This is a genomic window from Acinetobacter sp. TR3 (genome assembly GCF_027105055.1).
Classification (GTDB): Bacteria; Pseudomonadota; Gammaproteobacteria; order Pseudomonadales; family Moraxellaceae; genus Acinetobacter.
The window spans coordinates 391,727-416,280 of record NZ_CP114264.1; the positions used below are offsets into that span (position 1 = coordinate 391,727).

The 24,554-nt window shown below is 40.0% G+C and carries 22 protein-coding genes and 2 tRNA genes; 12 read left to right on the forward strand and 12 right to left on the reverse strand.

The annotated features are described in order from the left end of the window. Positions 1 to 51: 51 nt before the first annotated feature. Both O1449_RS01875 and O1449_RS01880 read right to left on the reverse strand, forming a co-directional pair. The gene (locus O1449_RS01875; protein WP_269239015.1) at positions 52 to 1,413 is read right to left on the reverse strand and encodes an MATE family efflux transporter; all 1,362 of its coding nucleotides are present in this window, start codon (positions 1,411 to 1,413) and stop codon (positions 52 to 54) included. Between the two features lie 30 nt (positions 1,414 to 1,443). Then, positions 1,444 to 1,905 carry a DMT family transporter gene (locus O1449_RS01880; RefSeq protein ID WP_269239016.1) on the reverse strand — a complete coding sequence of 154 codons (462 nt, stop codon included), beginning with the start codon at positions 1,903 to 1,905 and terminating at the stop codon, positions 1,444 to 1,446. A gap of 116 nt (positions 1,906 to 2,021) precedes the next feature. Between O1449_RS01880 and hemW the strand changes: the two genes are divergently transcribed. After that, complete coding sequence (hemW, locus tag O1449_RS01885) at positions 2,022 to 3,176, forward strand: radical SAM family heme chaperone HemW (protein ID WP_269239017.1); 1,155 nt, start codon at positions 2,022 to 2,024, stop codon at positions 3,174 to 3,176. A gap of 124 nt (positions 3,177 to 3,300) precedes the next feature. Here the strand turns inward: hemW and O1449_RS01890 are convergent. The 4 genes from O1449_RS01890 to O1449_RS01905 all read right to left on the reverse strand — a co-directional run bounded on the left by O1449_RS01890 (position 3,301) and on the right by O1449_RS01905 (position 8,940). After that, positions 3,301 to 3,376 (reverse strand) — tRNA-Lys (locus tag O1449_RS01890). Between the two features lie 21 nt (positions 3,377 to 3,397). Next, a tRNA-Lys gene (locus O1449_RS01895) sits at positions 3,398 to 3,473 on the reverse strand. 120 nt (positions 3,474 to 3,593) lie between these two features. Beyond that, a complete protein-coding gene (locus O1449_RS01900) occupies positions 3,594 to 5,435 on the reverse strand; it encodes a long-chain-acyl-CoA synthetase (protein WP_269239018.1) in 1,842 nt (613 codons plus the stop codon). 190 nt (positions 5,436 to 5,625) lie between these two features. Continuing rightward, complete coding sequence (locus O1449_RS01905; protein WP_269239019.1) at positions 5,626 to 8,940, reverse strand: Rne/Rng family ribonuclease; 3,315 nt, start codon at positions 8,938 to 8,940, stop codon at positions 5,626 to 5,628. 380 nt (positions 8,941 to 9,320) lie between these two features. Between O1449_RS01905 and O1449_RS01910 the strand changes: the two genes are divergently transcribed. From O1449_RS01910 to O1449_RS01930, 5 genes are all read left to right on the forward strand, one after another. Continuing rightward, positions 9,321 to 9,668: a hypothetical protein gene (locus O1449_RS01910; protein WP_004659153.1), complete on the forward strand. Its 348-nt coding sequence runs from the start codon at positions 9,321 to 9,323 to the stop codon at positions 9,666 to 9,668. A gap of 62 nt (positions 9,669 to 9,730) precedes the next feature. After that, positions 9,731 to 10,663, forward strand: coding sequence for an RluA family pseudouridine synthase (locus O1449_RS01915; RefSeq protein WP_269228929.1), 933 nt, complete (start codon positions 9,731 to 9,733; stop codon positions 10,661 to 10,663). Further along, positions 10,660 to 11,334, forward strand: a complete 675-nt coding sequence (locus tag O1449_RS01920; RefSeq protein ID WP_269228928.1) for an HAD-IA family hydrolase — start codon at positions 10,660 to 10,662, stop codon at positions 11,332 to 11,334. Before O1449_RS01915 ends, O1449_RS01920 begins: the two co-directional genes overlap by 4 nt. A gap of 77 nt (positions 11,335 to 11,411) precedes the next feature. Next, on the forward strand, positions 11,412 to 12,110 hold the full coding sequence (locus O1449_RS01925) for a helix-turn-helix transcriptional regulator (protein ID WP_269228927.1): 699 nt from the start codon (positions 11,412 to 11,414) through the stop codon (positions 12,108 to 12,110). 52 nt (positions 12,111 to 12,162) lie between these two features. Beyond that, positions 12,163 to 12,774, forward strand: coding sequence for a glutathione S-transferase family protein (locus O1449_RS01930; RefSeq protein WP_269239020.1), 612 nt, complete (start codon positions 12,163 to 12,165; stop codon positions 12,772 to 12,774). Between the two features lie 38 nt (positions 12,775 to 12,812). Here the strand turns inward: O1449_RS01930 and O1449_RS01935 are convergent, their stop codons facing one another. Then, entirely contained in the window at positions 12,813 to 13,721 is a 909-nt protein-coding gene (locus O1449_RS01935) for a LysR substrate-binding domain-containing protein (RefSeq protein WP_269239021.1), read from the reverse strand. A gap of 381 nt (positions 13,722 to 14,102) precedes the next feature. On the opposite strand from O1449_RS01935, the gene O1449_RS01940 reads away from it, so the two are divergent. Further along, complete coding sequence (locus O1449_RS01940) at positions 14,103 to 15,155, forward strand: MBL fold metallo-hydrolase (RefSeq protein WP_269228924.1); 1,053 nt, start codon at positions 14,103 to 14,105, stop codon at positions 15,153 to 15,155. On the opposite strand, the gene O1449_RS01945 is transcribed toward O1449_RS01940, so the two are convergent. The 3 genes from O1449_RS01945 to O1449_RS01955 all read right to left on the reverse strand — a co-directional run bounded on the left by O1449_RS01945 (position 15,142) and on the right by O1449_RS01955 (position 17,598). After that, the gene (locus O1449_RS01945) at positions 15,142 to 15,549 is read right to left on the reverse strand and encodes a DoxX-like family protein (protein WP_269228923.1); all 408 of its coding nucleotides are present in this window, start codon (positions 15,547 to 15,549) and stop codon (positions 15,142 to 15,144) included. The genes O1449_RS01940 and O1449_RS01945 overlap by 14 nt on opposite strands. Next, positions 15,546 to 15,986 carry a thiol-disulfide oxidoreductase DCC family protein gene (locus O1449_RS01950; protein WP_269228922.1) on the reverse strand — a complete coding sequence of 147 codons (441 nt, stop codon included), beginning with the start codon at positions 15,984 to 15,986 and terminating at the stop codon, positions 15,546 to 15,548. Before O1449_RS01950 ends, O1449_RS01945 begins: the two co-directional genes overlap by 4 nt. 91 nt (positions 15,987 to 16,077) lie before the next feature. Then, entirely contained in the window at positions 16,078 to 17,598 is a 1,521-nt protein-coding gene (locus O1449_RS01955; RefSeq protein WP_269228921.1) for a catalase, read from the reverse strand. Positions 17,599 to 18,214: 616 nt separating this feature from the next. Between O1449_RS01955 and O1449_RS01960 the strand changes: the two genes are divergently transcribed. Further along, positions 18,215 to 18,676 carry a hypothetical protein gene (locus O1449_RS01960; RefSeq protein ID WP_269228920.1) on the forward strand — a complete coding sequence of 154 codons (462 nt, stop codon included), beginning with the start codon at positions 18,215 to 18,217 and terminating at the stop codon, positions 18,674 to 18,676. A gap of 62 nt (positions 18,677 to 18,738) precedes the next feature. Here the strand turns inward: O1449_RS01960 and ptsP are convergent, their stop codons facing one another. After that, a complete protein-coding gene (ptsP, locus tag O1449_RS01965) occupies positions 18,739 to 21,030 on the reverse strand; it encodes a phosphoenolpyruvate--protein phosphotransferase (RefSeq protein WP_269228919.1) in 2,292 nt (763 codons plus the stop codon). 98 nt (positions 21,031 to 21,128) lie between these two features. Then, a complete protein-coding gene (locus tag O1449_RS01970; protein ID WP_269228918.1) occupies positions 21,129 to 21,599 on the reverse strand; it encodes an RNA pyrophosphohydrolase in 471 nt (156 codons plus the stop codon). Between the two features lie 183 nt (positions 21,600 to 21,782). Here O1449_RS01970 and O1449_RS01975 point away from each other — a divergent pair, with 183 nt between their 5' ends. From O1449_RS01975 to O1449_RS01990, 4 genes are all read left to right on the forward strand, one after another. After that, positions 21,783 to 22,442: an HAD family hydrolase gene (locus O1449_RS01975; protein ID WP_269228917.1), complete on the forward strand. Its 660-nt coding sequence runs from the start codon at positions 21,783 to 21,785 to the stop codon at positions 22,440 to 22,442. Positions 22,443 to 22,508: 66 nt separating this feature from the next. Beyond that, positions 22,509 to 22,751 carry a hypothetical protein gene (locus tag O1449_RS01980; protein ID WP_004916632.1) on the forward strand — a complete coding sequence of 81 codons (243 nt, stop codon included), beginning with the start codon at positions 22,509 to 22,511 and terminating at the stop codon, positions 22,749 to 22,751. Positions 22,752 to 22,753: 2 nt separating this feature from the next. Further along, on the forward strand, positions 22,754 to 23,020 hold the full coding sequence (locus O1449_RS01985; protein ID WP_269228916.1) for a hypothetical protein: 267 nt from the start codon (positions 22,754 to 22,756) through the stop codon (positions 23,018 to 23,020). A 64-nt stretch (positions 23,021 to 23,084) separates the two neighbouring features. Beyond that, on the forward strand, positions 23,085 to 24,518 hold the full coding sequence (locus tag O1449_RS01990) for a DUF2252 domain-containing protein (protein ID WP_269239022.1): 1,434 nt from the start codon (positions 23,085 to 23,087) through the stop codon (positions 24,516 to 24,518). Positions 24,519 to 24,554 lie beyond the last annotated feature (36 nt).

A 24,554-nucleotide genomic window follows, 5' to 3' on the forward strand; every position in this document is an offset into this window, starting at 1 on the left:
CGATGGTAGGGGAGAACTGTGTTCTCCCTCGACATTGCAAGCAGATCTTTCCTAAAGCTTAGCGTTAATCATTTGTCCTAAACGCTTATTATTTAAATATAAACGACCCATCAAGAATACACAGGCGATGCTTAAACCGATAATTAACCCAAGCCAAACGCCTGCAACGCCCCAAACTGTGTAACGTGCAAGATATAAACCAATTGGGAAAGCAATCACCCAATATGCCATTAAGGTAATCCACATCGGTGCTTGGGTGTCTTGCATACCCCGTAAACAGCCTGCGGCACTGACTTGCCATGCATCCATCAATTGATATGCCATCGCAAACCAGAGCAAGTACATGGCGACTGGGATAACGTGAATATCAGTCGTATAGATTGCCACGATATAGGGGCGCGCTACAGCAATCAGTGTCATGGTCAAAGCAGCAAAAACGGTTGCACTAATCAACCCCACTTTTTGAACTTGGCGCATCGCATACCAATTTTTCTCTCCATAATAAGTACCTACACGAATCGTGAGTGCAATGGCAAGAGATAATGGGATCATAAATAATTGTGAAGTCACAGAAATTGCAATCTGATGCGCCGCAATCGCATTTTCACCGAGTGGACTCAGGACAATCGCGCCTGTGCTGAAAATACTCACCTCAAAAAATACAGCTAGACCAATCGGTAGACCTAGCTTTAAGATGCGTTTCACCCATACAGGGTCAATTTTTTCCCATTGTGTGAAAATGGGCGCTTGTTGATAAGCCTTGGCTTTTGAAATATAAACCGCGAGTGTAATAAACATCAGCCATTGTAGGATTGCGGTTGCAAAACCACAGCCTGCACTGCCTAAGGCTGGAATAGGTCCAAAGCCATACATAAAAATAAAGTTCAGTGGAATCAATACCAATAATGCAATTAAGCTAATCACAGTCACAGGTCGTGGATGCCCTAAGGCTTCTGAATAACTGCGCAATGCTGCATACATCATCACCGCAGGCATACCAAAGCCAATCGCATGTAAGAACAGGCTTGCTTTCGGTAATAGGCTTTCAGGAACGCCAAATAAGGGTAAAAACATCGGCATAAATTGTAGAATCAACATCGATACGATACCGAGGATGACCGCAACCCATAAGGATTGATGTGCAATAGTCGGAATTTTCTCTGGTGTTCTTGCACCGCGTGCTTCAGCGACTAAAGGTGTTGTTGCGATCATGATTCCTGCAAATAACAACATAATTGGAATCCATAAACCAACACCGACAGCAATGGCTGCCAAATCAGCAGCAGAAAGATGACCTGCCATGATGGTATCAATAAGACCAAGCCCAGCTTGAGCAAATTGGGTGATCAAGATCGGAAACATTAAATGAAATAATTGCTTAAGTTCAAACCGCTTGGTTGTCGCGTGAGACACAAAAAATACTCTTATTGAATTGAGGGGGAATTAGCGTTGTAGAGTGAATATAACACCAATAAAAATGACAATACTGCCGACAAGACGTTGCCAATTGACAGGTGTTTTTTCTGTACCTAACCAGCCGAAATGGTCAAGTAACATTGAAATGGTCAATTGGCCGAAAATAACTAAGCCTGAAAAAGTCAATAATCCTAGTTTGGGTGCAGTATAAATGCTCATGCTGATGGCATAAACCCCAAGACAGCCACCAATCCACAGAAACCATGGAATTTGAGCCAGTTCCCCTAAGCTTGGTTTTGCTACGCTTTGAAAATAAACCATACATGCAAGCACAATTGTCCCTACCAAAAAAGAGAGTAAGGCAGCTTGAAGAGGTGAGTGCAAATGTTCTCTAAGTTGTGAATTAATTGCAGTTTGAAATGCCATTGCAATACCAACACCTAATGCAAGAGGAAGAATAAATAGCAATTGGCTGGTGATTTTGATCATTTTATCAATCTAATTGTTCTTCGTTGTTTCAGTCTAACCGAACAGTGAAGTGATGATAATAAGCGGATTGATAGAGTCATGTTAAAATAAAAGGGTTCTGTTGTTGAGCTTCCATTTTGAGTCATTTAAATCCAGCAAATATTCCACTTTCACTTTATATCCATATGCCTTGGTGTGTGCGTAAGTGCCCTTATTGTGACTTCAATTCACATGCTGTTCCTGATGGGGAATTGTCTGTGGATTTAGAGCAACAATATCTTGAGGCACTGGTGGCTGATTTTGAGACTCAAATTGAAATGGCGCAAGGTCGATCAATTCATAGCGTATTTATTGGTGGTGGAACACCGTCTTTAATTTCAGCACAAGGTTATCAGTGGTTATTTAGTCAATTAAAGGCGCGATTAGACTTTGAAGTAGATTGTGAAATCACATTGGAAGCCAATCCTGGAACGGTTGAACATGATCCATTTGCGGATTATCTTGCCGTTGGCATCAACCGTTTATCATTAGGTGTACAAAGTTTTGATCCTGAGCATTTACAGCGACTGGGTCGTATTCATACAGCGAATAATGCTTTAGATGCAATCCAACAAGCGCGTCAAGCAGGCTTTGAGCGCGTTAATGTTGATCTCATGCATGGTTTACCACAGCAAACGCAAGAACAGGCTTTAAATGACCTTAGATTAGCTGTAGAACAGGGTGCAACACATATTAGTTGGTATCAACTGACCATTGAGCCAAATACGGTGTTCTTTAGAACCCAACCCGTATTGCCACAAGATGAAGTTTTAGAACATATCCAAGAATTGGGTGAGGCTTATTTAAAAGCGAATGGTTATATCAATTACGAAGTCTCAGCATGGCGTAAAGAAAAACCCTCAGCACATAATTTGAATTATTGGAAATTTGGTGATTATTTAGCGATTGGTGCAGGTGCGCACGGTAAGGTAACACGCCCTGATGGTATTTATCGTTTTCAGAAAACCCGTTTGCCGAAAGATTATTTAGCCAAAGTGCCTGCTGATCATGTACAAATGAAACGTATTGATGCAGATGAATTGCCATTTGAATTTATGATGAATGCTTTACGTTTAAATGATGGGGTAGATGCGAAATTTTATACTCAACGCACAGGTCTTGATTTGCAAGATATCAATGAGACGCTGAATCAATTACGTGACAAAAAACTTTTGGTCGATGATGTAAATCGAATTGCTTGCACAGAGCAGGGACATATCTTTTTAAATTCGGTGTTGGAAAGTTTTTTATAATTTAGGTGCAAGATTGCTTTGAGCAAGGATGCTTAAAGTAATCTATTAGTTGTTGTCATCTTTTAGAAAGATAGTTCGCACAAAATAAAAAACCTCATCATTTATGATGAGGTTTTTTAGAATCTGGTGGGTCGTCCGCGACTCGAACGCGGGACCAACGGATTAAAAGTCCGCTGCTCTACCAACTGAGCTAACGACCCATAAGGGTTCAAAACATTAGATGGTGGGTCGTCCGCGACTCGAACGCGGGACCAACGGATTAAAAGTCCGCTGCTCTACCAACTGAGCTAACGACCCATCTCGTTTTGATGTTGCGTATTCTAGCAACTTATTCAGCTAACACAAGAGGAAATTTAAAAACATCTGCATGATTGTTTATAAAAAGCACGATTTCCTCTTGTTTAGCTAAAAAATAAACTAGAAACGGTACTGATAGCTTTGAATGTTATCAAAGATTTCAGTATTTACATCACTATAGCTGTTTGTACCTGGTAATAAAACCAATAAACGTTCAGATGTTTTGCTTGGGTTAAAGCTATCTTCTTTAAGTTTATTCTTTTGGTATTTAAATGTACCAGTGGTTTCAACTTTTGCTTGAATGCGTAAAAATACTGGAATTGCATAAGATGGTAAGCATTTTTTAAATACATTCACCATAGCGCTTAGATCAGCATCATTGAGTTCTGCGCCATCGACCAACGTGATTGCTGCCATACCTGCACGACCATTGGTATTTGGAATTTCAACACCATACACCACTGCCTCTACAATTTTGTCATATTCGCAGACCATGTTTTCAACTTCAGTTGTAGAAACGTTTTCACCTTTCCAACGGAAAGTATCGCCTAAACGGTCTACAAACTGCGCATGACGGAAGCCGATATCACGAACCAAGTCTCCAGTATTGAAGTATGAGTCGCCCTTGTTAAACACATCTTTTAAAATAACAGATTTGTTCTTCTCTGGGTCTGTATAGCCATCGAAGGGTGATCGGCTAGTGATCTTACCGACGAGTAAGCCGACTTCACCTGTTTTGACTTTTTTACAGTTGCCTTTCTTATCGCGAACCAACTCATTCTTTTCTTTATCGAATTCAACAATTGCATATGGAGTAGGAGAGAAGCCAACTGTATTGTCAAAGTTAAAGATATTACTAAAACCTACATTACCTTCACTTGATGCATAAAGTTCAAGTACTTCTTCTACACCAAATCGTTCTTTGAACTTACCCCAAATATTTGGACGCATCCCGTTACCAATCATTTTGGTGACACGGTGAGCGCGATCTTGTTCGGTGACTGGTGCATCAATTAAGTAACGGCAGAGTTCACCAACATAGCCAATTGCCGAAGCATTGAACTTTTGAACATCTTTCCAAAATGCACTGGTTGAGTATTTACGACGTACAGCAAGCGTTGCACTACCTGCAATTACACCACACCAGCACACCACCACACCTGTCGCATGATAGAGTGGAAGAGTCACATACATCACGTCATTTTTACCGAGGTTAAGGATATGTCCATACGTGCCGTAAGCTAGAGTCCAACGGCTGTGTGTGAAAATAACAGCTTTTGGTAGGCCCGTTGTACCAGAGGTATAAATATAAAATAAACCATCTTTACCCGTTACTGTACGTGTGGTAGATGGATTGAATTTAGGAAATTGATCAATTTGTTGTGCCAGATTGACATAACTTTTAGGTGCAATGCCTGCATTTTTTCGTGTTTCTAGATCAGCAAACCAGTGGAAACGATCTTGTGGCACTTTTAATTCTGGGCGAGCTTCATCAATCGCAGCACGGACTTCTTCACCTGCAATCACTGCAATTGGATTAACCAAATTAATGCTATGAGCGAGGACTTTACCGACTTGTGATGTGTTTACGAGTGCGATCGTGACACCAATTTTAGCTAAAGCAACAATCGTAGCAATCAGTTCAGGACGGTTTTCAACCATCACTGCAATTACATCACCTTTTTTAGCGCCAAGCGATAAATAGTAATGCGCAATTTGGTTTGCCCATTCATTCAGTGCTTGGTAGCTGTAGCTTTGATCTTCAAATAACAGAGCGATGCCTTGAGGGTTACGCTTGACTGCTTTTTCAAAGGCAATGCCTAAACCAGCAGGTGAAGTTGGCGTTCGTATATATGCTTGTTTAAGTCCATTGAGAATATGAGGTACTTTGGTGATGAAGTTTGGAAGTCTAGTAGCAACATCACTAAGGGTAATAATATCGGTCTGCGTAGTTTGGCTCATATCAATCCTGTTTTATTTTTCGATTAGTCCAAAAATGGCTATCTGTTAGAACACAACCATTAACATCATTGTTGTTAATGCTATTTTTACTGGTAAGTTCCTAGAGCAATCAACCTAATCTGACAAAATAACAAAAAAGCCTAGTCATCGAAATGACTAGGCTTTGCCTTATTGAGTGCAATTTAGCAAATTATTCATTGCCAGTTGTGCTCTTTTTAGGTGGTCTTCCACGAGGGCGACGAGGGCGGCTAGATTTTTCCTTTTCTGCCTTCGCTGCTTCATCCTCTAGTTCTGCTTCAGTCGGCTCAGCTTTTTCAACAGCTTGAACAGTTTCAGTCGATGTTACTGGCTCAGAAGCTTCAACTGGTGCGGCTTCTGCTGGAGTAACATCAGTACTGTCTAGTTCTAGTGGTTGTTGCGCTGGAGTGGATACTGTTTCATCTGCAATAATATTAACGACTGTTTCTGGCACTTCTTCTTTCGATTCGGTGCTTTCAACAGGTGCAGCAGTCGTATTTGCAGCGATATGAGCTTCCTTAGCTTGTTCAGCGGCAAGTTTAGCCAAGCGACGACGTTCGCGAGGATCATTTGCAACACGAGTAGCAGGTGCTTCAGGTGGAGTTAGTGCCAATACAGGTGCAGGTTCAACTTCTTCAGTTTGCTTTTGAGTTGGAAGTTCAGCATCACGGGTTACGGGACGTTTTTCTTCAGTAACAGCTTCAACCACTAAAGTGTTTGCATATTGCTCAGCAAACTTCTGTAATGCACGATTAAATGTTGTCACTAAGCCGAATTGCTCAATCAAAATAGTACAGTCTTCACCATATACATGACGAATCAGACTACTCATCGTGTACTGAGCTAACGTTGGAATTTGTGACGGTACAACTTTAGGCACAATGGCTTTAGGCGATGATTGCGAATCACGATGACGACGACGTGAACGTGGATCATTGCTAGCACGTTTTACAGGTGCTGGAGCAGCTTCAGTTGATGTCACTTCTTCAACTTCTGTAGCCACTTGTTCTGTTTGAACAGGTTCAAGGACTTCAGCTTGCTCTACAGCAACAGGTGCTGTTTCAGTTTTTGTAACTGGATTAGCCTGTTGTTGGTTTAATGCAACAATTTCACTCTGACCTTGATCAATATTTACGATCAATGCTGTGTTCATTGGTTCTGCGCGAGGTGCATCAATCACATCAACTTTAATTTGTTGAGGATTCACTACAGTTTCAGGTGTAACCGCAGCAGTTTCATTTAAAACACTTTGGTCACGATGACGGTTTGGTCGATTTGGACGCTGTTGGTTATTGCGATCACGACGTGGTAACGCGTTTGTATCATTACCATGTACAGCATCATGATGTTGCTGTTGGTTTTGATGTTCTTGTGGTTGTTGGCGTTTTTGCTGACGCTTTAACTCACGTTGCTCTTGGCGTGATGGTTGCTCTTGACGAGAAGAAGCTTGAACATTTTCTTCCTGCACTTGATTTTGTTGCTCATGTGCATGTGAATGATGTTCACGTTGTTCTTTATGCTTACGTTTCTTCGGATTTTGCGATTGATTTGGGCGATGAGATTTCTCATCCTTCTCAAATGATTCACGTGCTTCTTGTTTCACTGGTGATTGTGAAATATAAGCATTATTTGCAACGGGTGCGACTGCTTCAGTCGTTGTAACAGGTTTGACCTGACCAAATTGACCACGGCTTACCGCACCGTTATTAATCATTTGTTCAATTGATGCTGCTGCATTTTGTGCTGAACGTGATTGATCAGTGGTTTGCGCTTGCTTTTGAACAAATAAATTTTCTAACCAAGCACAAGGACTAGCTGACTTTTGTGCAACTGCTTGTTGTGTTTGTTTAGGTTGAGCTGCTTGCTGTTGTGCAGCTTTCTTTTGCTGCGCTGCGGCATTGTTTTGTGCAGGTGCAGCATGCGTGTGCTCTGCTTCTTCTAAATGCCATTCAGAAGACTCATAACCGAGTTGTTTTTCACTGTCACGGGTCGCTTCAGTACGTTCATAGCTTGAAGGCGCAAAGCCTGCTGGATTGTACTGAATTTCATAGTGTGGCGTTTCTAAATGTGGATGCGGCAAAATGGTGACACGCACATTGGAAGTTTGCTCCAGATATACAAGGCTGTGACGCTTTTCATTTAATAAGAATGCTGCGATTTCAACTGGAACTTCAACTTGAACTTCACCTTGACGCTCGCGTAAAGCAATTTCTTCGACCTTGCGCATAATCGAAAGTGACAATGAACGTAAGTCACGGACCATACCCGTGCCATGACAGCGTGGGCAAACGTAGCCAGTCGCTTCTTCTAAAGAAGGGCGTAAACGTTGACGGCTCATTTCCATGAGGCCAAAACGTGACAGTTGACCGAATTGGATACGTGCGCGGTCACTTTGCGTTGCTTCACGTAATTTCGCTTCAACCATACGTTGGTTACGGTCTTTGGTCATGTCAATAAAATCGATTACGACTAAACCGCCAATATCACGCAAACGAAGTTGACGTGCGATTTCTTCAGCTGCTTCCAAGTTGGTGTTTAAAGCAGTTTCTTCAACATCATGACCACGCGTTGATTTCGCCGAGTTAATATCGATTGAAACTAAAGCTTCAGTTTGGTCAATGACGATTGAACCACCAGACGGAAGTTTAACTTCACGTTCATAAGCGGTTTGAATTTGGCTTTCGATACCGAAGTGAGCAAATAGAGGCTCATTCAAGGTATAAGTTTTTAACTTATCAAGTTGGCGTGGCATGACTGCTTTTACGAAGTTATAGGCTTCGTTATAAGCTTGTTCACTATCAATCAGGATTTCTGCAACATCATCACGTAAGTAATCACGGATCGCACGTGTCACTACACCTGCTTCTTGGTGAACTAACATTGGTGATGGACCAGAACCTGCTGAACCTTGGATTTGAGCCCAAAGGTCAAGTAAATGTTGCAAATCAAGTTGCAATTCTTCTTGTGTACGACCAATACCCGCAGTACGAACAATGACGCTCATGCCACGAGGTACATTTAAAGAAGATAGAATTTCTTTGAGTTCTTCGCGCACAGAACCTGAAATCTGACGGCTAATACCGCCACCTTTCGGGTTGTTTGGCATAAGTACTAAATAACGCCCTGCAAGAGAAATAAAAGTAGAAAGCGCAGCACCTTTGTTACCGCGCTCTTCTTTTTCGACTTGAACCAATAATTCTGTGCCTTCAGTGATGAGTTCACGAATATTTGAAGTTTGACGAGGATCCGCTTTGAAATACGAGTTTGCAATTTCTCGCATAGATAAAAAGCCTTGACGCTGTGCGCCGTACTCAACGAAAACTGCTTCTAAAGAAGGTTCAACGCGAGTGACATGACCTTTATAAATATTTGATTTTTTTTGTTCACGAGTACGATTTTCTAAATCGAAATCGTAAAGACGATTACCAGTAATCAGTGCAACGCGAACTTCTTCGGCGTGGGTTGCATTAATCAACATACGTTTCATGGGTGTGACACCTAATAGTGATGCACACAAACAATCAGCCCGATACTTTTGAGCAAACATCAAATTGGCGCGATCAAGATTCAGAAGCAGCTTTGTACATGATGCTCTGAAACCACTGACTGTAAATATTCAGTTTGTGCTTTGATACGTTTATTTCGATGTCAGCAATAGTGCCTTAATCTTCAGTCTAATGATATTTCATCCATGTTTTGCATCTGTTAAATATCGTTAGACCCAGCATAATCAAAGTTCCTAGACGCTTCACTGGCGGGTGAGCGGTGCATTGGATGGTGACTTTCACTGTCATTAAGCATTGAAGTCGATCCATCTGGAAGTCTCGTGATACGGAATGATCATCGTATCTCTGCTTAGCAGTTCCAATGCATCAACGCTTTAGCCTGAATGCGACATCAGGGAGCAAATTGTCTGATGTGGATCAGTTTACGTTTAATAACCAACAAATTTGTTGGCAACATATTTTTTCTGAACAAACTGTATGTGCTGATGCACAATTAAACGCAACAGTTTGCCATTTTGCCGATATAATAAGCCTTCGGCGTCGGCATAATTCTTTAGGACCTATCCGAGTTATTGGTGAGTATCTCGTCGATTTAAAATTTTATCTAAATAAAATTTCTGATCTGATGCTCACTTACGGTGGTATCCGTGCGCTGAATATATCAAACCTTGCGGCATCTGCCTATGGGCTAAGTTTAGGTTTCTTGTGAAATAACTTAGCTAAATGATCAATTTTTAATCATATTTAGCAAATCTTGGATTAATCGAGCGTATGAATTCTACACAACAATGGCAAAGTGTCACTTGGTTTGACGTGGATGAGCATCAAGACGGGCAGCGAATAGATAATTTTTTATTTACCCGATTAAAAGGTGTACCGAAGAGTCGAATCTACCGTTTGATTCGTGAAGGACAAGTACGTGTAAACAAAAAAAGAATAAAAGCGGAAACACGTTTGAATATTGGCGATCAGATTCGTGTCGCACCAATTCGTTATGAACAAAAGGATGAAAGCGCGGCACCAGTGAGTGATGGCGTGGCGCAAAGCCTGCTTAGTCGTGTGGTTTACGAAGATGAAGGCTTATTGGTCGTGAATAAACCGTCTGGTATTGCCGTCCATGGTGGCAGTGGTGTGGCATATGGTTTAATCGAAGCCTTGCGTGCTGCGACAGGTAAAAAATATTTGGAACTGATCCATCGTATTGACCGAGATACTTCGGGCTTGGTTATGATCAGTAAGAAACGTAGTACCTTAAAACTGCTTCAGGATTTACTACGCGAGCATAAAATTCAAAAAACGTATGCGGCGATTGTCAAAGGACAAGTCAGTTTGGATCAGCAATTGATTGATGCGCCCTTATTGCGTTATGAGCTTGCCAATGGTGAACGTCGTGTCCGTGTGACCAAAGACGGTAAGCCGAGTAAGACTGACTGGAAAGTGGTTGAACGTTTTAAGACAGCGACTTTGGTGCATGCGTCACCGCTTTCGGGACGTACCCATCAAATCCGTGTACATGGTTTAAGTATTGGTCATCCTTTAGTTGGTGATGATAAATATGGACACAATACAGACTATAAAGGTCCTGAAGCACGTCGTTTATGCCTACATGCCATGCGCTTAGAAATACCAAACTATCCAGTGATTGAAGCGCCAATGCCAGAAGATATGCAACAAGTGATCAATGAATTGAGAAAGCAGAAATGAGTCAAAATATCGAATTGGTGATTTTTGATTGGGATGGCACTTTATTCGATTCGGTTGGACAAATCGTGGCGAGTTTGCAATATGCGGCGCAGCAGTTTGAGCAGCCTTTAACGAATGAAGCTGCAAAAAGTATCATTGGCTTAGGTTTACCTGAAGTGATGCAAATCTTATTTCCGCAGGTTCCAGATTTGCAGCAAGATATTTTGCAATGCTATGCAGATCATTATGTTGCAAACTCAAAAGGCGATGCATGGTTTAGTGGTGTGGCAGAGTTGTTGGCTGACTTAAAACAACAAGGGATCAAGCTTGCAGTTGCGACGGGTAAAAGTCGTAAAGGTTTAGATCGTGTATTAAGTCAAACCAATAGTCATCAGATTTTTGATATTACCCGTGCAGCTAGTGAGACCAAATCTAAACCTGATCCATTGATGTTGCAGGAGATTCTTGCTGAGTTGGATGTAGCCGTTGAATGCGCCATTATGGTGGGGGATACCAGTTACGATTTAGAGATGGCTCGAAATCTGAATATGCCACGTATTGGCGTCAGCTATGGGGTGCATAGTATTGAAACTTTGCAACAATACCAGCCTTTAACGATTGCTCATAATGTGCAGGATTTACATGCTTATTTGCAAAGTATATTGGAACGCGCAGTGATTACTGAAAGTTAAGCGATTCACATTATTTGCAAAGATAAGATGGTGAGAAAGCTGATTTTCTCATCATCAATAATAACAATAGGGATAGCATGAGTCGTTCTATTCGATTACTGAATTTATTACAACTCCTTCGACAATATCGTTATCCAGTCACCGCACAAGTTTTGGCTGAGCGTTTGCAGATTAGTCAGCGTAGCGTTTATCGTGATATAGACACTTTGCGTGAACAAGGCGTTCAAATTGATGCAGCGGCAGGATTGGGGTTTCAGCTTAAAGAAGATTTTTTGCTTCCTCCAATGACCTTGAATGAAAATGAAATTGAAGCCATGTTTTTAGCCCTATATTGGCTCAAAAGTATTCCTGACCAAGCTTTGAATGAAGCATCAATTTCAGTGTTAGCAAAATTAAATGCGGTATTACCTGAACATCGGCAAAGTTTATTACAGCAAACCACATTAAGAGCCTTTAACGTATGGCTACCTGTCAATCAAATATTGGTTGAGCAAGTCAGAGTATCGATTCGATCTCAAGTTAAAATTTTCTTTGATTATGTTGATGAACAGCAACGTACCAGTGCGAGAACCGTTTGGCCGTTTGCACTTGGGTATTTTAATGACAAGATTGTGCTCGCTGCTTGGTGTGAATTACGCAATGATTTTCGAAATTTTCGACTTGATCGTATGCAAAGTTTAAATTTAAGCCAAGAGCTCTATCCACAATTCAAACAACAACTTTTTCAACAATGGTGGACTCAGGAAGTATGCCGTTCGACTACTGACAAAAACTGACAATGTGAACGATTAAATTTTAATAACACCAATAAACAAGGAAATATGAAAAATGACACTTAAATTTTATACAAATACTCAGTCTCGCGGTATGGTTGTTGATTGGTTGCTCATTGAGCTGGGGGTTGCCTGTGAGCGAATAGAAGTGGCTTACCAGACAGAAATGAAGGCACCAGAATATTTAAAAATAAACCCTTTTGGAAAAGTTCCTGTTCTAGTCGATGGAAATATAGTGATTTATGAGCTTGGAGCAGTGTGTGCATATTTGACAGATAAGTTCGCGGATAAGGGCTTAGCACCAGCACTCAATGATCCTAAGCGAGGGTTGTACTATCGTTGGCTTATGTTTATTTCTGGACCTTGGGAAGCAGCATCGACCAACAAAATGTTGGGTGTAGAGATAAAATCTGATCAGAAAATGTTTGTGGGCTATGGTGATTATGAAGAAGCTTATCATGCCTTTATTCAGGGCTTAAATGAGGCTGATCCATATTTATGTGGGCAACAATTTACCACAGCAGATGTGATGGTTGCAGCAATGTTATTTTGGCAGTTGAAAATTGGTCAAATACAGACTCATCCCGTAATAGAACAATATTTAGAAAATGTAAAACAGCGTGAAAGTTATCAAAAATTTGTAGCGTTTTTTAGTGATCCAGCCTAAGTAGACAAATAAAAAGCCGATTTAAATCGGCTTTTTTCTTAGCTTGCATAAAGTGCTAACTGTTCTAGCTCGAAAACTTGTCTAATTTCTTCCAAAAATTGTTCTGCTGCTTGGCTTGGTGAGGTTCGATGGAAACTCATAAATACATCGAGACTCGGCAGAGGGTAGTTTAATGGGCGAACAACGATTTGATCCGTCGCAAGTGCTTGCATATAAGAAGGTAAAATCGCGCAACTCAAACCACTATGTACTGCTTGAATACATTCAGCGATCGTGTTGGTTTCGTGGACCGATTTAAATTTAATTTGATGCTGATCGCTGTATTTCAGAATCGTTTGAGCCAATGGTTGAGAAATTTTATGTGATAGAATGGTCAGTTCCAATCCATTCAGTTGTTCAATATTTAATGCATTAAACTCCACTAAAGGATGCTGTTTCGGCAAGATAAAAATTAACGGTTCTTTCAAAACCAATTGACTGGCAAAATATTCATTTTGAAAGTCTTGATTAATAAAAATAATGTCTAAATCACCTTTTTTTAATTCTGCGATTTGATCACTTTCTTTTAAGTTTAATGTGTTGATTTGCAGTTTAGGGGTTTTTATACGTAACCTAGGGAAAATGTAGGGAAAAATTCTAATTTCAGCAGAAGGTACAAATCCGATTCTTAGGCATTGTACTTTTGCTGCCGCAACTTGTCGCGCCATAGTAATGGCTTTGTCCGCTTGAGTTAAGGTTAAGCGTGCTTGTTCTAAAAAAACCAGACCTTCCTCAGTCAATTCAACTTTACGTTTGGTGCGATAAAATAATTGAACACCAATATCATCCTCTAAGTCTTTGATTTGTTGGCTTAAAGAGGGTTGAGCTGTATGTAACTTTAGTGCAGCCTTGCTGAAACTAAGCTCTTCTGCAACCGTAATGAAGTAGCGTAAATGACGTAATTCCATTAGACTGATCCAAATATGTCTTACTATTATTGTAAAGTATGGGTGTTAGAAAGTACTTCTCGATGTCCATTATATAATAGCTGTTTTTGTAAACAATATACTTTATCTTAAAATATAAAAAATGTATTAGAAAAATAAAAAAACTATATAAGCTAAATAGTGGAAAAGTTTGATATGTACCCTAAAATTGTATTGACTCGACTAGATAAAATCAGCATAACTAACAAGCTTATGTTAGGATCAAGTTCGATTGTTGAGAGGTGGTTAAACCCTCTAAAAAAATCATACAATTAGATTGATTTTAAAAGTTAGAGTAAGACTGCTCATTATCCCAATTCTATCGGAATTTTGTGCGATTTAATTCCAGCAAAGAAGAAGTACATGAAAGATAAGCCGACATTAACCTATCAATTGCCGACCAAATCTTGCTTGAGCCATACTTGGGGAAAACCTCCATTTCCGCATGAGTCTTCTGACCATTGTGGCATTGATCGCTTTTATAACTTGGAAAAACCGCTCACGCCTTTTGATCGTAAGGGTTTATTTAAATGGCTAGCGACACGAAAATCTTATACTTGGAATGTTGATCGTGCGCATGAAGCTAATTTGCGTAATCAAATGCTTGAGTTACCACAAAATAGACCACACGCAGATTTAAATAATTGGCAGATTTGGTTTGTAGGACATGCAACGGTTCTGATCCAAATAGGCCCTTACAACTTCTTAACCGATCCTGTTTGGTGTGACTATGTTAGTCCAAAGCAAGGTCAAGGCCCACAACGAGTTTGCCCGGCAGGGATCGCTTTAGAAAAGCTTCCAACGATTCATGCAGTATTATTAAGCCATAATCATTATGACCACATGGACTTGGCTACGTTGGAGTGGCTGCATCAGAAATTTAAAATGCCGATTTATACGGGTTTAGGTAATGGTTACTACTTAGCAAAACATTTACATGTGATTGAAATGGATTGGTGGCAAGAAATTCCTTTTCATGACGAAATCAAGATAGCCTATACCCCAGCACAACATGCTTCTGGACGTGGAGCACGGGATCAAAATAGAGCTTTGTGGGGTGGTTTTTCGCTTCTAGCAAAGACAGGACATTGCTTCTTTGCGGGTGATACAGGTTACGCAGGGCATTTCAAAAAAATTCATGAACGCTATGGTGATGCACGTATTGCATTATTACCCATAGGTGCTTATGAGCCACGAAAGTTAATGCGATATGTGCATATGAATCCACAAGATGCTTTTCACGCTCATTTAGATTTACATGCGCATCGTTCATTGGCCATTCATTTTCGTACTTTCCAACTTACTGATGAAGACCGCAATGCTCCTGAACATGAGTTACAACAAGCAATGAAATCCTCATCTAAATTAGTCAATCCATTTTATTGTATTCGTGAAGGACATTTCATTCGGGCTTAGTGTGAGTCTTTGCGTTGAGACACCAGATTGAAATCAGCGAAAGACTCCCTAATGCAATATTCATCACGACGGGATTAAATGCTTGGTAAATTTGATTTGGGTAAATGAATAGAATAAAAATAAATAACCCAACTAAACTCAAAATACTGAGCCAGTGCAAATATTGATGTCTTATAAACAGAAAGAGAATACCAAAAATGATCTCGCTAATCCCTGAAAGCGAGACTAACCATGGTATATACACATCAGGAATATGTAATTGTTGCCAAACGTATTGTTCACCCTCTACCTGAAAAATTAATTTAGGAATTAAACCTTGATAAATCCAAAGAAAGGCAATAATCAGCTGACAGAATTTTAAAATCTGTGCAATTGTAAGTTCAGCATTTCTCATCTTAAAACATCATCCAATAAGAAATGCTGTTTATCACTCGCTTGAATCACATAACAATCTTCAGTCTTACCAAAAAGTTGATAACGATTAAGGGCAATGCGTCGATAAGTAAAGTCACGTACAAATTTTGGAACAAACTTGCCATATCGTAATGTGTTGTAAGGAAAATCAAGGGATTCCATCACACGTAAGAAAGCTGTTGATTCAGTGAATAATTGTCCCTTCTCAAGTAAGAGCATGGTTTCAAAATGGTCAGTTGGGAAATGATACTTTTTTAAGATTTGTTGCCCCAAGTCTGATTGCACAGAAACCAGTTTGAATTGATAACGTGGATCATGCTTGATCATAAAATTTGCCCATGCTGAGCAAAGAACACACACGCCATCGAACAAGATAATATTATGGTTTTGAATCAGTTGATCTAATTGTTTTGACATGATTATTTTTCTTAAGAAATTGACTAAATTGTTACCCAAGTTCATAAAAAAAGCCATCTGAAGATGGCTTTTTATTTGGATCTTTTAGGGTTTAAAGAAAGCTTGGTAAGTGACGAGCAGGGTCAGTCTCACGGGCAGTTTGCGCATCAGCAACAGTCATACCGAGTGCTTTTGCAACACCTTCGCCATAAGCAGGGTGGCAAGCATAGCAATTGCGGATATGACGATACTTGATAAAGTCCAACGCGTCGCCCATCGCGCGTGCTGTATTGCCAAATAAGGCATCTTGCTGTTCAGGAGTCATTAACTCGAACAAGGCACGAGGTTGACTGAAGTAGTCATTATCATCTTCACGATAATCCCAGAAGTCTGCATCGCCATTGATTTTCAATGGTGGTTCTTTGTACTGCGGCTGTTCTTGCCATTGGCCGAAGCTGTTGGGTTCATAATGTGGTAAACCACCATAGTTGGCATCAATGCGACCTTGACCATCGCGGTGATTACTGTGAACAGGGCAGCGAGCAGCATTCACTGGAATTTGTTGATAGTTCACACCTAAACGGTAACGTTGCGCATCCGCATAGTTAAATAGACGTGCCTGTAACATACGGTCAGGTGAAACGCTAATACCTGGCACTAAGTTACTTGGTGCAAAAGCCGACTGTTCAACATCTAGGAAGAAGTTTTCAGAGTTGCGATTGAGTTCAAACTCACCAACTTCAATCAGTGGATAGTCGCCATGAGGCCAAACTTTAGTTAAATCGAATGGATGATATGGAACTTTCTCAGCATCTTGTTCTGGCATGACTTGTACGAAAAGCGTCCATTTTGGATAGTCTTGACGTTCGATGGCATCGAATAAATCGCGTTGATGGCTTTCACGGTCTTGACCCACCAATTCACCAGCTTCTGCATCAGTTAGGTTTTTAATTCCTTGTTGCGTTCTAAAGTGGAATTTCACCCAGAAACGTTCATTGGCTGCATTAATGAAGCTATAGGTATGACTACTAAAACCATGCATATGTCGGTAGCTAGCAGGGATACCGCGATCTGACATTACAATCGTGACTTGATGCAGTGCTTCTGGCAATAAAGTCCAGAAATCCCAGTTATTGGTGGCACTACGAAGGTTGGTTTTTGGGTCGCGTTTTACTGCTTTGTTGAGATCTGGGAATTTGCGTGGATCACGTAAGAAAAATACAGGGGTATTATTACCCACCATATCCCAGTTACCTTCTTCAGTATAAAATTTTAAGGCAAAACCACGGATATCTCGTTCAGCATCTGCTGCGCCACGTTCACCTGCAACCGTGGTAAAACGAGCAAACATTTCTGTTTTTTTGCCAATTTCGCTAAAGATTTTAGCGCGAGTATATTGAGTAATATCATGGGTAACTGTAAATGTACCGAAGGCACCAGAACCTTTAGCGTGCATACGACGCTCAGGAATCACTTCACGGACAAAGTTGGCAAGTTTTTCATTTAGCCATAAATCTTGGGCTAATAAAGGACCCCGAGCACCTGCTGTCATACTATTCTGATTATCCACCACGGGTGCGCCAAAATCAGTGGTTAAGTGGCTATAAGGACATTTTTTATCGTCTTGGCTCATGTTCTATCTCCATCAAGATGACCTGTGAGTTGGGTCATCCGAACTGTTTGACCGTTCAAAGATATGAATGTTTAACCGTATCAGCTACAAAATGGGTATCAAAAATGAAGATGCCTAAATTGATTTTTAATGATGAGGTTTACATCCTTTGTATTTTTACTCTAGGTTGATGAAAGTTTTTTTTCCAATGGATTAAAGTTGATGTCATAAATGCTTTATCCGATTGAAGCTGTTTAAAGCTTAAAGATCAACTGAGTTTTTGTAGATATGAAATTTGTTAAGAATAGATAAAAGATAATGGAAAAATAAAGACTTACTGGATTGCTAGGTTTTAACTAGAAGTAGGAAAAAAGCTGACATTCAGAAACAAGCTTTGATTAATTTCTTTCATTCAGAGACATCTTTGCCATGTTGGAGTTATGTAAAATCACCTAAAAATAGTCATTTGAGAATGCGTTTGTTTAATCTTTTTTGACGTGAATGAGCGGATTTAATACCTGTTTTTATATTCAATTTTGGTATCTAAAAACATAAACTCGGTTGGAGATATGTAAAACCCCATGATATTAAAATTTGCTATGTTATTTTGAGCTTAATTTTGCAGAGATTAAAACAAATGAAGAAATTAGTGCTCGGTTTAGGGCTATCTTTAACCGTCTTAGCAGGATGTACATCTATTATGCCGCAGTCAGATCAAACTAAAGCGGATGCAGCTCAATCACTCAGTGTTGAATTTGTGGGACAAGGTACTTATAACGTTGTGCAACAACAAGGTACGGTTCGTTTATATGCGGTTGAAAACCGTATGGCAGATGTTCCAGCGACCTTAATCACACAAAAGAAAATACAAGTATCTCAGGTGCCTTTTACAGTTGATTTGAATATTCCTGCAAATCATCGTCAAACTATTCAGCCATCAGTTCGAGATAATACAGAATTGAATTACTATATTACATGGGAACCTGATGTTAAAAATTTAACTGGTAAAGATCTGATTGCAATTGATTATGATCGTAAATTCCCAGCGGTTAGCCTGAATAAAACCAAACAACAGATCTTTTTACGACAGAATCAATAAATACTGAAAATAAAAAAGCGATCAACTGAGTAATGATCGCTTTTTTATTTTCTACAATCATGTTAACTGACTAAACGATTTGATTTGACCATATCTGCAAGGCCATGAGTTTTAAAGTAGTGTTCAAGCCAACTTTTGATGACCAGAGGGTTATTCATGTGTAAAACATCATCTAAGAGTTGTTTTGCATCACTCATTGGGACATGACAAATCGCTTTACGAACTCTTAATATATTGCTAGAACTCATGGAAAGTGTATTGAAACCCATCGCCATCAGTAAAATGGCAGATAATGGATCTCCTGCCATTTCACCACAGACACTGACTGGTTTTTGATAAATATGGCAATCTTCTACCAAACGGTTTAAAGCACGTAATACAGACGGATGAAAGTGCGAATATACGTTAGCAACATGAGGATTGTTACGATCAACAGCCAATAAATATTGGGTTAAGTCATTTGAGCCAACTGAAAAGAAGTCGACTAGCTCCGCAAACTCACCAATTTGTAAAAGTACACTCGGTACTTCAACCATGATCCCAATTTTAGGCTTAGTGATTTTGACTTGTTCTTCTTCTTGTACAGCTAACCAGTCTCGTTCCAATAGATACAAGACTTCCTCAACTTCACTGACACTTGTCACCATCGGTAACAAAATATGCAAATTATTCAAACCAATACTGGCTTTTAGCATCGCACGAATCTGCGCTGAGAAAATTTCAGGATGATCCAGAGTAAAGCGAAGACCACGCCAACCTAATGCCGAGTTTTCCTCTTCAATACTAAAATAAGGCAAATCTTTATCTGCACCGATATCGAGAGTTCGCATAATCACGGGCTTATTGGCAAAATGGCTCAACTGCTGACGATAGATGGCACGTTGTTCTTCTTCACCTGGGAAGCGTTCGCGTAGCATAAATGGAATTTCACTACGATATAAACCGACACCTTTTGCACCACGTTGCACCCCACGAACCACATCAATCATCAAACCTGTATTGACGAACAACGGAATAGAAACACCATCAGGTGTAATTGCATCCTTGGTTTCGTATTGCTTTAAATCTTTTGCGATTTGTTCTTCTTCTTTCTGGACTTCTTTATAACGTTGACGCAAACGACGTGGTGGATTAACAAAGATACGCCCTTGATAAGCATCGACAATCATTTCAATGTCATCAAGCGTGGTGATGGGTAACTCAGTCACACCGACAACAGTTGGAATACCTAACGCACGTGCAACGATCACCATATGTGAATTCGCTGCACCTTCAGAAGTCACAATCGCAGCGATTTTATCAACAGGAAGTTCAACTAAAGCCGCCGTGCTAATTTCCTCACCAATTAAAATACTGTCTGGGCTAAGTTCACGGTGGCTCGAATCATTTTCTTGTAAGCAGGCTAAAATACGGCGACCGAGGTCTTTGAGATCAGAGACGCGTTCACGTAAGTAATCATCTTCCATTTGTGCAAAAAGTGCTACATGCTTATCAATGACTTTACGAACCGCACCTTGTGCCCAACTACCTGCACGAATATGATCTTTGATTTCACTTGGCAATACATTTTCATCTAACATTCGTAAAAATACGCTAAATAATGCGCGTTCTTCTGACATCAATGAATCTTGCATTTTCTCATCTAGAGATTGGATATCTAAACGTACTGCTGCAATCGCTTGATCTAATAGGTCAAGTTCATCACTGATATCTTCAGCCTCACGATCAGGAATTGCAGCAAGATCGGCTGGGGGATAGAGCACGATGGCACGACCTAATGCAATCCCTCCAGCACCTGAAACCCCTTGGAATGTTTTGTAAGATGAACCACTGGTCGGTTTGCGGAAAACATCAATATTTCCGACCGCATGCGCATGGGCAATTACCCCTGAGAGTTGCGCACATAAGGTGACCAAAAATGATTCAGCCGCCTCACTAAAGTCTTGAGACTCTTTATTTTGAACAACTAAAACGCCCATCACTTTACGGCGATACATCACGGGTACGCCAAGAAATGAGTTAAATAGCTCTTCACCTGTTTCGGGCAAATAAGCAAAGCGTTCATGCTTAGGTGCGTTATCTAGGTTTACAATTTCTTCACGTTTACCGACTAAACCGACGAGGCCTTCACCAACACTCAAAGAAACGTGTCCAACAGCTTCAGGTTTTAAACCCTTTGAAGCCATGAGCACATAGCGTTTGTTTCGTTCATCCAATAAATAAATGGAGCATACATCTACATGCATCGCTTCAGCTACATGATTGACCATAATGTCCAAAGAATCATGCAAACTGACGGACGCATTAATTTCTTGCACAATGCGTCTAAGCGTGTCGAGTTGCATGTTTGACATGGATGTTTACTCCAATTTATAAATCGTTATCGGTCTAGTTATAACAGCTCTATAATCAAAAATCATTGCTTAAAGTGATGATTTGTTGACGATTAACGCTACGGTAATTGTAAACACAACTCCATCATGGCTCTGCGGTAAACATCTCTTTTGAAGTTCACTACTTGACCTAATGGATACCAGTAACTCACCCATTGCCATTCATCGAACTCGGGTGGGTCTGATAGATTTAACTGAATATGATGCGGCGATGCCGTTAATTTCAGTAAAAACCACTTTTGCTTTTGTCCAATACATACCGGATCAGAATCTGACCGAATGTACCGATGTGGCAAACGATAACGCAGCCAACTTTTAGTCTGCGCTACTATTTGGACGTGTTCGGGCAATAAACCGACTTCTTCTCTCAGTTCACGATAAAGTGCCTGTTCAGGGGTTTCTCCAAACTGGATCCCTCCTTGTGGAAATTGCCAAGCATTGTGACCAATGCGTTTTGCCCATAAAACTTGTCCGTCATCGTTTGCCAAAATGATCCCGACGTTGGGTCGGAAACCTTCTGAGTCGATCATTTGGCTACCTAAATTTTCTCTATATCGTTGACTTTGATCTCGGGGACAGTCACTCTTCACGTCCAACTCGAAAAAGGTCAAAGTAAAATGTTTAAAATTGCTATGATCTTAACGAATTTTTAGTCACTTACGGAAATAGATTTACGTTTTTTTTCTTTAATTTGCATTTAAATGAGCATTTATATGAAATTGGCTTTGTTTGATTTAGATCACACCCTGTTAAATACCGATTCTGACCACTCATGGGGTGAGTTTTTAGTGAATGAAGGTTTGGTTGATCCAGTTCATCATCGTCAAATGAATGATAAATTCTACGAGGACTATAAGGCAGGGCAGCTTGACCCGATTGCCTATAACGAATTTGTCTTTGAATTTTTGACCAAGCATGACAATACTTATTTAACTGAACTACATCAGTTGTTTATGCAAAAAGTGATTCGTCCCCAAATGCGCCCAAAAGGATTTGATGCAATCAAGAAGCATCAAGATTTAGGTCATGCGATTGTTGGGATTACTGCAACCAGTGATTTTATTACTGCACCGATTTTTCGTGAATTTGGGATTACAGAAATTATTGCCACCAATGCCGAAGTTCTTGATGGGAAGTATACGGGTAAGGTGACAGGTTTACCTTGTTATCAGAAAGGTAAGCTTGCTCGTTTAGATCAATGGTTACAGGGAAGAGCAGTTGATGAGTCTTGGGCGTATTCAGATTCGATTAATGATCGTTTCTTGCTTGAGTATGCAACCCATGCGATTGCGGTGAATCCAGACGATCGTTTAGAAAAATTAGCGCAAGAACAGAGTTGGGATATTCAAGACTGGTCGATCGTATCCGTATAATCTTTACTTTGCTCACATAGTACTTATGATGTTAGAAGAATAGGTATTATGTGAATCGGAAATATCGTGAATAATAAGAATTCAGAGCGTAGACGATATCGCCGCTCAGATTGGGGTGAACAGTTCCTTAGCCAAGGTTTTGATGCTTTGATTAGTGAATTGTTATTCTACTTGATTATCCTTTTATTTGGGGGGGCAATAGGTGGCATTATTTTTGCCTGCATAACGTTTGGATTTGGCGCATTATTTTTGGTTTTACCTTTTGTGATGCTGCTTTATTATGTTGTTAGGAAATTTGTGAAAAAATAAAAATGAATGATCATCCACAGAAGAACGAACCTAGCAAACAGCCAACATGTAGGCAGGTTTGCACAGCATTTTTTGGTGAATTGGTGGGACAACTTATCCTATTCGGCGCTTTTTTTCTCATCACCAATGTCTATTTTGCTTATGTTGTATTTGGTTTTGGCGCATTATTTTTGATTTTACCTTTTGCAATGCTGATTTATTATGCAGCAAAAAAGTATGTGCAAAAACAAAAGGCGCATGATAAAAATTATGAATTGAGTGAAAAATAAAAATTATTTATCTGATCCATTCAATTTATTGTTATAACACTACTGAATTTATGTCGGGGGTGTTATGAAAAAACAACAACTTAAACTGCCAAAACAACTATGGACAGAAGAGAGCATTGATCTTACCAGACACAGCTATCAAGGTAAGCTACTCACCAAAAGTGAAGGTTTTAAATTAGGCAAAACACAACGCAAAAAAATTCCGCGTGAGCAATTATCACAATTGTCAGAACGACCAAAAGATACAACGGCTTTAATGATTTATGATTGGAGCAATCAAGGGCGTTTAGAGCAGCTTAAGCCGATTCGTGCCAAGCGTATGAGTGTTTCACCCTTTACGTTCTATCGTGGTATGCCTTCTTTAATGTTGTTTGATCAAGCTTGGGAACAGCATAACTCAGGATTATTTCAACAGATCTGTGGGGATTGTCATTTAAGTAATTTTGGCGGTTTTGCTAGCCCTGAACGTAATCTGTTATTTGGAATTAATGATTTTGACGAAACTTTAGTTGCGCCATTTGAGTGGGATTTAAAACGTTTAGCGACCAGTTTTGTGATTGCAGCACGTGATATTGATCTTGCTGATAAAGTGGGTTTAAAAGCCATTAAAACCATGCTGAATAGTTATCGCCAACATCTACTGCAAAATACTGAATTATCACCGCTACAAGTTTGGTATGACAAGGTCGATGCCACGACATTACTAGAGAATACGGAATGCCGAAAGCTCAGAAAGAAAAGAGAGAAGCATCTTGATTCAGCACAAAAGAGAAATGCACATTCGGTTTTGCCAAAGTTAACTGAAAAAAATGAGGATACAGGTTTTAGGCATTTTATTGATGACAAACCACTTTTATGGCACCCTCAGACAAATGAACCTTTTGCCCACAATCTTGATCAATTCTTTTCATGTTATCGAGATTCATTGAAATTTGATCGACAAGTTTTACTTGATCGTTATCAACGTACAGACGTTGCACTCAAAGTGGTTGGGGTGGGGAGTGTTGGAACACGATCGGCGATTGCTTTATTTCAGGATGCAGATCGAGAGCCTTTGATCTTGCAAATGAAAGAAGCTAATCCTTCAATCTTGAGTCCTTTATTCCTTGAAAAAGTGAAACATGAAGGTGAGCGTGTCATACATGGTCAGCAGTTGATGCAAGCGGCAAGCGACATTTTCCTCGGTTTTTCTACCTTAGAAAAACATTTCCATGTGCGTCAGCTCCGTGATATGAAAATCTCAGTTGATTTAGCGGATATGGATGACGAATATTTTTATGAATATGCTGAAAGTTGTGGCTTAGCATTGGCGCATGCACATGCAAAATCTGGTAATGCCGATGTTTTGATGGGCTATCTAGGTGAAGGCAACAAGATTGTAGATGTTTTGCAAGAGTATGCCATGCGATATGCTGAGCGTAATTTGAATGATTATCAGCAATTTATGAACGAAATAGCAGATGGCAAGCTTCAAATCGCTGGGGATGAAGCACTTTAAAAATAAGTAGCCAGTTATAGATTTAACGAAATAATT

What these genes read in the sequence shown, in the direction of transcription:
- O1449_RS01990 (WP_269239022.1), top strand. Translation starts at nt 23,085, where the DNA reads ATGAAAAAACAACAACTTAAACTGCCAAAACAACTATGGACAGAAGAG.
- O1449_RS01950 (WP_269228922.1), bottom strand. Translation starts at nt 15,986, where the DNA reads ATGTCAAAACAATTAGATCAACTGATTCAAAACCATAATATTATCTTG.
- ptsP (WP_269228919.1), bottom strand. Translation starts at nt 21,030, where the DNA reads ATGTCAAACATGCAACTCGACACGCTTAGACGCATTGTGCAAGAAATT.
- O1449_RS01880 (WP_269239016.1), bottom strand. Translation starts at nt 1,905, where the DNA reads ATGATCAAAATCACCAGCCAATTGCTATTTATTCTTCCTCTTGCATTA.
- O1449_RS01985 (WP_269228916.1), top strand. Translation starts at nt 22,754, where the DNA reads ATGAATGATCATCCACAGAAGAACGAACCTAGCAAACAGCCAACATGT.
- O1449_RS01925 (WP_269228927.1), top strand. Translation starts at nt 11,412, where the DNA reads ATGAGTCGTTCTATTCGATTACTGAATTTATTACAACTCCTTCGACAA.
- O1449_RS01940 (WP_269228924.1), top strand. Translation starts at nt 14,103, where the DNA reads ATGAAAGATAAGCCGACATTAACCTATCAATTGCCGACCAAATCTTGC.
- O1449_RS01955 (WP_269228921.1), bottom strand. Translation starts at nt 17,598, where the DNA reads ATGAGCCAAGACGATAAAAAATGTCCTTATAGCCACTTAACCACTGAT.
- O1449_RS01960 (WP_269228920.1), top strand. Translation starts at nt 18,215, where the DNA reads ATGAAGAAATTAGTGCTCGGTTTAGGGCTATCTTTAACCGTCTTAGCA.
- O1449_RS01910 (WP_004659153.1), top strand. Translation starts at nt 9,321, where the DNA reads ATGCATCAACGCTTTAGCCTGAATGCGACATCAGGGAGCAAATTGTCT.
- O1449_RS01915 (WP_269228929.1), top strand. Translation starts at nt 9,731, where the DNA reads ATGAATTCTACACAACAATGGCAAAGTGTCACTTGGTTTGACGTGGAT.
- O1449_RS01905 (WP_269239019.1), bottom strand. Translation starts at nt 8,940, where the DNA reads ATGAAACGTATGTTGATTAATGCAACCCACGCCGAAGAAGTTCGCGTT.
- O1449_RS01975 (WP_269228917.1), top strand. Translation starts at nt 21,783, where the DNA reads ATGAAATTGGCTTTGTTTGATTTAGATCACACCCTGTTAAATACCGAT.
- O1449_RS01920 (WP_269228928.1), top strand. Translation starts at nt 10,660, where the DNA reads ATGAGTCAAAATATCGAATTGGTGATTTTTGATTGGGATGGCACTTTA.
- O1449_RS01930 (WP_269239020.1), top strand. Translation starts at nt 12,163, where the DNA reads ATGACACTTAAATTTTATACAAATACTCAGTCTCGCGGTATGGTTGTT.
- O1449_RS01900 (WP_269239018.1), bottom strand. Translation starts at nt 5,435, where the DNA reads ATGAGCCAAACTACGCAGACCGATATTATTACCCTTAGTGATGTTGCT.
- O1449_RS01970 (WP_269228918.1), bottom strand. Translation starts at nt 21,599, where the DNA reads ATGATCGACTCAGAAGGTTTCCGACCCAACGTCGGGATCATTTTGGCA.
- O1449_RS01935 (WP_269239021.1), bottom strand. Translation starts at nt 13,721, where the DNA reads ATGGAATTACGTCATTTACGCTACTTCATTACGGTTGCAGAAGAGCTT.
- O1449_RS01945 (WP_269228923.1), bottom strand. Translation starts at nt 15,549, where the DNA reads ATGAGAAATGCTGAACTTACAATTGCACAGATTTTAAAATTCTGTCAG.